This is a genomic window from Kitasatospora sp. NPDC050463, assembly GCF_040655255.1.
Classification (GTDB): domain Bacteria; phylum Actinomycetota; class Actinomycetes; order Streptomycetales; family Streptomycetaceae; genus Kitasatospora.
The window spans coordinates 417-8,468 of sequence record NZ_JBFAJO010000151.1; the positions used below are offsets into that span (position 1 = coordinate 417).

The 8,052-nt window shown below is 70.5% G+C and carries 9 protein-coding genes and 1 pseudogene; 1 reads left to right on the forward strand and 9 read right to left on the reverse strand.

All coding sequences use genetic code 11. From position 1 onward, the window contains the following. From AB0J08_RS40255 to AB0J08_RS40265, 3 genes are all read right to left on the reverse strand, one after another. Positions 1 to 607, reverse strand: a 607-nt coding sequence (locus tag AB0J08_RS40255) for an IPT/TIG domain-containing protein (protein ID WP_360644740.1), incomplete at its 3' end; no start/stop codon positions are given. Positions 608 to 765: 158 nt separating this feature from the next. Then, a complete protein-coding gene (locus tag AB0J08_RS40260) occupies positions 766 to 1,509 on the reverse strand; it encodes an IPT/TIG domain-containing protein (protein WP_360644719.1) in 744 nt (247 codons plus the stop codon). 972 nt (positions 1,510 to 2,481) lie between these two features. Then, entirely contained in the window at positions 2,482 to 2,790 is a 309-nt protein-coding gene (locus AB0J08_RS40265; RefSeq protein ID WP_360644722.1) for a transposase, read from the reverse strand. A gap of 41 nt (positions 2,791 to 2,831) precedes the next feature. On the opposite strand from AB0J08_RS40265, the gene AB0J08_RS40270 reads away from it, so the two are divergent. Then, positions 2,832 to 3,293 carry an NUDIX hydrolase gene (locus AB0J08_RS40270; protein WP_360644725.1) on the forward strand — a complete coding sequence of 154 codons (462 nt, stop codon included), beginning with the start codon at positions 2,832 to 2,834 and terminating at the stop codon, positions 3,291 to 3,293. A gap of 34 nt (positions 3,294 to 3,327) precedes the next feature. Here AB0J08_RS40270 and AB0J08_RS40275 read toward each other — a convergent pair whose 3' ends face one another. From AB0J08_RS40275 to AB0J08_RS40300, 6 genes and pseudogenes are all read right to left on the reverse strand, one after another. Beyond that, positions 3,328 to 4,176, reverse strand: coding sequence for a class I SAM-dependent methyltransferase (locus AB0J08_RS40275; protein ID WP_360644728.1), 849 nt, complete (start codon positions 4,174 to 4,176; stop codon positions 3,328 to 3,330). Positions 4,177 to 4,326: 150 nt separating this feature from the next. Next, a pseudogene (locus AB0J08_RS40280) lies at positions 4,327 to 4,584 on the reverse strand (5'-methylthioadenosine phosphorylase); the annotation flags it as partial. A gap of 403 nt (positions 4,585 to 4,987) precedes the next feature. Continuing rightward, on the reverse strand, positions 4,988 to 5,752 hold the full coding sequence (locus AB0J08_RS40285) for an ISL3 family transposase (RefSeq protein ID WP_360644731.1): 765 nt from the start codon (positions 5,750 to 5,752) through the stop codon (positions 4,988 to 4,990). Positions 5,753 to 6,151: 399 nt separating this feature from the next. Then, positions 6,152 to 6,412, reverse strand: a complete 261-nt coding sequence (locus AB0J08_RS40290; RefSeq protein ID WP_360644743.1) for a transposase family protein — start codon at positions 6,410 to 6,412, stop codon at positions 6,152 to 6,154. Further along, positions 6,307 to 6,987, reverse strand: coding sequence for a transposase family protein (locus AB0J08_RS40295; protein WP_360644734.1), 681 nt, complete (start codon positions 6,985 to 6,987; stop codon positions 6,307 to 6,309). Before AB0J08_RS40295 ends, AB0J08_RS40290 begins: the two co-directional genes overlap by 106 nt. Positions 6,988 to 7,059: 72 nt before the next feature. Continuing rightward, positions 7,060 to 7,563 (reverse strand): hypothetical protein, encoded by a 504-nt coding sequence (locus AB0J08_RS40300; protein ID WP_360644737.1) that lies wholly within the window; start codon positions 7,561 to 7,563, stop codon positions 7,060 to 7,062. Positions 7,564 to 8,052 lie beyond the last annotated feature (489 nt).

An 8,052-nucleotide genomic window follows, 5' to 3' on the forward strand; every position in this document is an offset into this window, starting at 1 on the left:
CCGAGCTGACCCCCTGACTGGGACTGAGAACGGTCAGGGTGGGCGCGGGAGGGGCGGTGTACGTGTAGGGCAGGCCGTTGCTGGTGCCGCCCGGCGTGGTGACGGTCACCTGCACCGTCCCGCTGCCGGCGGGGGCGGTGGCGGTGATCTCGGCGGCGGAGACCACGGTGAACGATGTGGCGTTGACCGTGCCGAACTTCACGGCGGTGGCCCCGGTGAAACCGCTCCCCTGCAGGGTGACCGACGTACCTCCCGAGCTGACCCCCTGACTGGGACTGAGAACGGTCAGGGTGGGCGCGGGAGGGGCGGTGTACGTGTAGGGCAGGCCGTTGCTGGTGCCGCCCGGCGCGGTGACGGTCACCTGGACACTGCCGCTGCCCGCGGGGGAGATCGCGGTGATGACCGTGTCCGACGCAACGGTGAACGATGTGGCGTTGACCGTGCCGAACTTCACGGCGGTGGCCCCGGTAAAGCCACCCCCCAGCAGGGTGACCGACGTACCTCCCGAGCTGACCCCCTGATTCGGATTGAGAACGGTCAGGGTCGGCGCGGCCAGAGCCGCCGACGGGACAGCCGGCAGGTGCTCGTTCTGGGTCGGGTTGATGATGTCTCTCCTCTCGGGAGGTGACCCCGGGTCGACTGCGAAGGTCGCTCGGAGCCGGAGGGTGGTGATGGTGCGCCCGGGCAGAGGACGGGGTCTTCCCCTGCCCGGGCGTCTTCGGCGCCCTGATGCCCGGTTGACGTGCAGGGCATCAGAGCGCTGTGTCAGATGCCGGGGCCGGCCACGTAGGTGAAGCCGCCAACCACGGTGGCGCTACCGCCGGAGGTGGTGACCACGACGTCGACCGCGCCGGCGGTCCCCGGCGGGGTCACGACGGACACGGTGGTGTCGTTGATCACGGCGAACGGCGCCACAACGCCGTCGACGGTGACCGACTGGACGGTGGACAGGCCGGTGCCCGTGACGGTCACCGTGGTACCGCCGGAGGTGGGTCCGGAGCTGGGCGCCACGGCGGTGACGGTGGGCGCGTCCACGTAGGTGTACGTGAAGCCGTTGTTGGTGCCGCCGGCCGTGGTGACGCTGACGCTGACCGCCCCCGCCCCGGCCCCGGCCGGGACGGTGACGCTGAGCTGGCCGTCGGAGACCACGGTCGGGGTCGCGGTGTTGGCACCGAAGGTGACGGCGGTCGCGGTGGACAGCCCGGTGCCGGTGATGGCGATGGTGTTCCCGCCCGCGGTGGCTCCGGAGGTGTCGCTCAGGGACGCCTTGAACGGCGCGCCGACGTAGAAGAACGACAGCGGGTTGCTGGTCCCGCCCGGGGTGGTCACGGTGACGCCGACCGTACCGGCTCCCGAGGGGGAGACAACGGTGACCGCGGTGGGGGTGTTGGCGGTGATGGTGGCCGACTTGGTGCCGAACTTCACGGCGGTGGTGCCGGACAGGTTGGTGCCGGTGATCGTCACCGTGGTCCCGCCGCCGGTGGATCCCTGGTTCGGGCTGATAGGCATGCTGTGCCTCCTGATCAGACTGACTGGATGTGCGTGGGAACGATCTGTCCTCGGCAGCCAGTACTTCACCGACGCTCGTCAGCGATCAGTGCGCGCTGCCGCGGATCCTTCTGCCGGGTGCCGGGGCCTGGAGTCGGCGGCCCAGCGGCCGCCCGAATCCCGATCAGCCGACGTTGGCCACATCGGCTTTCGGGCCTGGGAAGAGCCCCGCGCTCTGACACCGAGAACGCGGATGGCCCTCCCGCTCAGGCCGATCGAAACAGTGGTGAGGGAGTACGTCGCCCAACCCGCTGCCCCTGTGGGCAGTCAAGCAAGCGGCTTGGACGGCAGCCGAAACCGGGCCCCGCATTGCGGCCCAAAGTCGGTCCGAAAAGACGCGGATTCGCATGCCGCGCCCTTGGGACGCACCAAGTGGTCCGCCGCGCCAGCCGGTACTGCCGGGGCAGTACCGGCTGGCGGATCCTGTCCTCCGCAGGGGTGCCCATTGCGGCACCCAGCCTGGAACGTCGCCCTGAGGCCGACGGTAGGCCAACTGCCACTCCCCCGCGGAGGGATGGGCGGCCCACCAGTTCGGATGCATACAGTAACCCATTTGCCCTACACGCTTGACAACCAGGGTGACGCCATATCACCCGAACGGCGGAGCGCCCGCGGTTCAGAATCAACAGGAATCACGCCCTTCACTCCGCCGTCGCCTTCCCCGGTCATCCGATACCTGTCCGTCAACTATGTTGCAAGAAAAGGGTATTGGCTGAACTTTGCGGAACCCGAGAGAATCGGTGGCGGGGGCACAGGAAGGGCTGGCCTCGATTCGTCTGAGCTCCTGATCGGGTGACGAGCTCGTCGATTCGCCCCTTCGTCCCTCGTGTTCGTGGGTGGGGCCTTCGCGTGTCGCTGCGGCTGCGCCCGGGTTCCACGGCACCGGGGTTGTGTGTCAGCTCCTTCCTGTCTCGTCGGGATACTGGCGGCGGGTCAGCTCGGGGCGGGTAGCGCCCCGAGGCGCGGCCAGCAGGTGGTGAAGGCGTCGCGCCAGGGCCAGGTGCGGGACAGGGTGAGCCAGCGGCGGCGGGCGTGACGGGTCATCTTCGCGGGCAGATGGTAGAGGCGGTAGCGCATTGTTTCAGGCTCGGCGGCGGCCAGGTCGGGGACGTCGTGCAGGCCGAGCAGCCGGGTCCAGGCGTCCAGGTCGGCGGCGAGGTTGCAGGTGAGCATCCAGGCCCGGTTCACGGTCCAGTCCTGGCTGGGGAGACTGCGCAGGCCGAGGGCCTTGTTGCAGCGCACCCGGTCGAGATCGGGAACCCAGAGCTACCACTGGAGCCGACATGCCCAGCCGTCCCCGTACGCCCGCGTACAGGCCCGAGGTCGGAGAAGTCGTCCGCGACCTCGCCCACCGCGCAGCCACCTACAAGAACGGCCACACCCTCCCCGGCGGCAGCGCCGAGCGCGACGAACTCCCCCACCTCGCCGCCCGCCGTCACACCGAGACCCAGACCGGCCTCGTCCTCCCCCTCCGCAGCCTGCTCGCCACCGACTACACCGACGCCCAACTCCTGCCCGAGGCCGTCCACTTCGTCTACTGGGGCGGCCGTCTCACCCGAGCCCAGGAGGTGACCCTCGCGCGCCACCTGCCACCCCCGCACGTCATCGGCCTGCACTGGGTCCCCGAGGCCCGGCTCCCCGACGTCATGGCCACCGAGCAACACCGCCGCACCACCCAGGCCCTCACCGCCCTCGCCCGCGGCGCCCACCTCCCCTTCCTCCTCCGCGGAATCCCCGCCGAGTAGCCCCACCGAACAGCCCCGCCGAACAGCCCCCGACTCACCGCGCCCGGGCGAGGAAGAGGTCGCTGAGGAGGTCCATGTCGATGCCGCCGCCGTGGGCGTCCAAGACGCGGGCGGTGTCGGCGAGGACCTGCTCGCGCCGGTCGGGGGCGAGGAGGCGGTAGCGCGAGAGCGAGGCCAGGTATCCCAGGTATCGGTCGGTGTCGTAGTGCTGCTGTTGCCGGTACCGGACGGAACGCAGGTCGGTGAAGCGGCCGTCGCGGCGGCACTCGTCCTCGGGCCAGCCGGGCAGCCCGGCCCAGTTCCCGGCTTCCTCACCGTAGGCCGAAGTCAGGTCCTTGTGCGGGGAGTCGGTGATCCCGTGACGGTGGTCGACCTCGGCCAGGGCGGCGTGCAGCTCCGGATCGCGGATCCCCTGCGGGTTCCAGAACAGTGCCACCGCGCCGCCGGGGGCGAGGGCAGCATGGGCGAGCTCCCAACGCCGCTGCTGGTCAACCCAGTGCCAGGACATCGCGGCGAGGAGCAGCCCGAAGCTGCGGCCGTCCGGCTGCCACTCCTCGAAACGGCCGGCGTGGACCCGAACGCCCGGATACGGTTCGGTGTTTCGTCGTAGCACCTCCGCCATCCGCGGGTCGGGCTCGATGCACACGAGCCGCGTGCCCAGCGCGGCGAACGGCAGCGTGGCCTTTCCGGTTCCGGCGCCGACCTCCACCGCTGCGCGGCCGCCCAGGGCCGCGTACGCCAGCACCTCCGCGACCAGCGCGTCCGCGTAGCCCGGGCGGGCGGCGTCGTAGAGCTCGGCCACCTCTCCGAACACCTGGCTGCGCGCCGGGTCGACCTGCCCCTGTTCGGCCATGCGCATCCCCTCCGGTTCCCCGGTGGTCATGACGCTCCCCCTCAGGTCGTCCAACCGCCTTTGACAATCGGCGGGTTGCGACAAGCAGTGTGACACTCGGGACCTCCGGCCGGAACAGGGGCACAGGGGAGGAATCGCGTACCGCGAACGGGCCGCCGCCCGGCGGGACGACGACGGACGTCAGACGCCCGGCAGGCCGGTCGTGAGCCCGTCCAGGGTGTGCGAGCAGACGCAGTCCCGGGTGCCGGGCAGGCTCTCCAGCGCCTTGAACAGCACGGTGCGCAGCCGGTCGACGTTGCGCGCGAAGACCTCCAGCACCTCGGCGTGGGTGACGCCCTCGCCGCTCTCGACGCCCGCGTCCAGGTCGGTGACCAGGGCCATCGAGGTGTAGCAGAGGCCGAGTTCGCGGGCGAGGACGGCCTCCGGGTGGCGGGTGAGCCAGCCGGTGACCTGCCGGATCGAGGGCGGCGGGGGCGGTGGCGGGACGCTGTCCGGCGCGGTCAGCTCGTGCTGCTTCCAGGTGTTGAGGGTTGTGTAACTGCCTTGGTACCCCTGCTGTTTGATCTCTTCGAGCAGCGCCAGGCCGGTGATCTTCCCGCCGGTCTCCGCCCAGCGCCGGGCGAGGTAGGGCTTGAAGGGGTCGAGCTTGCTCGACCGGGGGCGCTGGCCTTTCACCAGGTCCTGCCAGTGTTTGGCTCGTGCGTATCTCTGGACGGTGTGGCGGCCCCAGCCCAGATGGCGGGCGATCTCGCGTATACCCATGTCGTGGGCCAGTAACTGGTGGACCAGGGCGTGGTGTTCACGGCGCCGGTCGGCCATCGGCCCGGCTGGGTCGGTTGTGTCACCGCCGCTGCCCGCGGTGGGCAGCGGGGTCTCCCCACTGCGGCTCGGGGTCCGGATCGACGGCCGGCAGGCTGTTCAAGCACGCGCGGTGGTCCATGACGGTTCGCTCGACGGCGCGGACCATGTTCGCCCATAGGTGATAGCGATCGGCAACCTGCTGGGCCTGTGGTGCTGCGGCGTTGGCGGCCTCCGCGTAGGCGCTCGCGCGGTCCCGGCAGATCACGTCGATCTGTGGATGTCGGGCCAGCCACGGGGAGAGAGTCGTCGCGTCGCGCTCCGGGAGCAGGTCCAGCACTCGATGCGTTACCGCGTCGGTGATCACCGTGCCATAGACATGCCCGTTGAGCAGGGCGAAGTCGTCGACACCGACCGCAGTCGGTGTCCCGACGTCAGGGTCGGGCAGCTCCATCACCCGCCGCAGCAGCGTGCTGCGACTGCCTCGCACGCCCAGCAGTCCGGCCATCCGCGCACCGGCTCGCCCCGCCAGGGCCAGCCCGATCTCGGCACCTGCCGCGCGCAGCCGCTCGGTGGCCTGGCCGTGACGGCGCGTCAGCCCCTCGATCTGCTCGACGAACGTACGCCGAGGGCACGATGCCTCCCGGCAGGAGAACCGCCGCACCCGCAGAGCGAGGACGACCCGCCGTCCAACGGCCGGCAGGTCCGACGGAAACCGCAGGTAGAAACCGTGCTCACGCTCCGACCAGCTCCCGCAGCCCGGACAACGAGCCCCGCTCGCGGTCGACCGCCCTTCGACCCTCACCACCGGACCGCCCGCATCCCACCCAGCCAGTCACCTCCACCGTCGGCAGTGACGGAAACAGCAACTCCCCCAGCGGGGACCATGATCGCCTCACATCCGCCGACTGTCGGCTCCACTCCGAATCCGGCCAACGAGTTTCAGACGATCTCCAACCACCGCTACACACCCGGATCAGTCGCAGAGCGTGACCGCGTCACACAACTTGGCTCTGTCGCTGATTGAGGGGTCCTGGCTGGTGGATCACGGTGATAGGAGGACGCGGCGGCGTAGGAGGTCGAAGTTGGCCCGGCCATACATTGAGGAAGTTTCATCGTGATTCGTGCAGGTCACCGGGCCTGGTGTGACGAGTCGCTGGGGTGCTCGGGCAGGTCAGCATGGTGATTGTTGCGGGGAGATCGTCCGTCACCGTGTCACCTGGTGGTGCGTCAGCACCAGCAAGGCCCGTACCAGCGCGGTCGCGTGGCGTGGGTGCATGCGCACCTTGGTCAGGATCCGGAAGGTCTTCAGGCTCGCGAAACCGTGCTCGACCGGCGCCCGCAGGCTGCTGATCAGCCGATTCACGACCTTCTTCGGCGAGGCGAGGGGCTTGCCGCCGCTCGCCTTGAACCCGGTGATGACCGCCGGCTGCTCGCCGTCGCCGTCGTCCAGGCCGACGAAGCCCAGGTCGGCGACCGCTCCCAGCTCGAACTCGCGCAGCCGGGCGCACAGCCTCTCGTAGCGGGGGCCGTGATCTCGCTGCACGCGCCGCGGCGGGCCGAGGAGACCCACAGCAGTCGCCCCTTCGCATCGGTCAGCGCAAGAAGCAGCAGGCCGTGCGCCTTGTGCTTGCCTGAGAAGTTCTTCCGGTTCGCCCGACCCGTCCGGCGTCGGGTGCGGATCAGCGTGCCGTCCAGTAGCGCCACGCACCCGCCGTCCTTGACCACTTTGGCCAGTGCGCGGTCCAGGCGCGGGGAGCGGGCGGCCAGCAGGCCGATCACTTCCAGCACCCAGCGTCGCACCGTGGAGGGCGACACCGACGCGCCGCCGGCCAGGTCGGCCAGCCGCTCGTCGTTGCGCAGGTGGGCGAGCACGATCACGGCGATCCGCCCGTCGTTCAGCGCACGCCACCGCGAGCGGATCTGCTTGCGGTGGCCGCGGATCAACGAGGCCACATGGTTGACCGTCGAGCTGGACAGCGGCAGGCGGACGGGGGAGATAAGGCTGATGTCGCCCCCGGCGGGGCTGGCGTTCTTCTTCACGTGTTGCCCAACTCCCGCCGGGGGCACGCACGTTACGGGCAGAACCGGCCCTCGCACGGGAGGGCCGGCAGGCTACCGGGGCAGGTAGCGTCCAGCGGGCGTGCGGGTGATCCAGCCGCGCTCGGCCAGCCTGCGCAGCTTCCCGCGCACCGGTTCCACCCTCGCCGGAACCGGATCCAGCCCCAGCTCGCGGGCCACATCCTTGGCCTGCAACGGGCCGGTGCCGCCCGCGACGGCCTCCATGACCGCCCGGTAGTCGGCGGGCAGGTCCTCGACACGGCTGTCGGGTCCGCGCGGGCCGAACAGCAGCTGGCCCGCGGCGCCCGGCGTCGCGACCGTGGCCTGCGCGGGCACGGCCGGGGCGCCGCCGGTGGCCTCCTCCAGCGCCTGCCCCCAGGCCTCGGCGTCGGGGTGCCCCGCTTCGGCATCCTCCTGGTACTGCCGGTAGACGATCTCGGCCATCTCCAACCGGGCCACCTCGGCCTCCACGTCGGCCAGCTGCTTGCGCAGCCGCTCGGCGTGATCACTCAGCACGACGCGGCGTTCCAGCAGCCACACCATCGGGTTCTGGACCATGTCCCCTCTTTCGCGAGCCGCCGTCGCAGCCTGCTCGCAGAGTAGGGGGACGACCACGCAGCGCGCAGGAGATCCAGAAACACGACCCGCTGCGGAGCGACGGATGATCTCCCCGCCACGATCACCATGCTGACCTGCCCGAGCACCCCAGCGACTCGGCACACCAGGCCCGGTGACCTGCACAAGCACCCCAGCGACTCGGCACACCAGGCCCGGTGACCTGCACGGATCACGATGAACCTTCCTCATTGGACGCCCGCCACGCCTGTCGTCATTCGTTCGTCAGCCGACAGGGCCGAGCGCCCACCGGGAGGGCAACGCCACAAGTCAGCGGCGGGCTGGTCCTCGTTGCGCGTGTCCGAGCGCCGCGAGGAACGGCGATCGCCGTGCTCTTCTAGTGTCCTGCGCCGGAGATCCGTCGGCAGAAGCGGGCGAGGGAGTCGAGGATCTCATCGGCGGTCTTGGTCCAGGTGAACGGCTTGGGGTCCT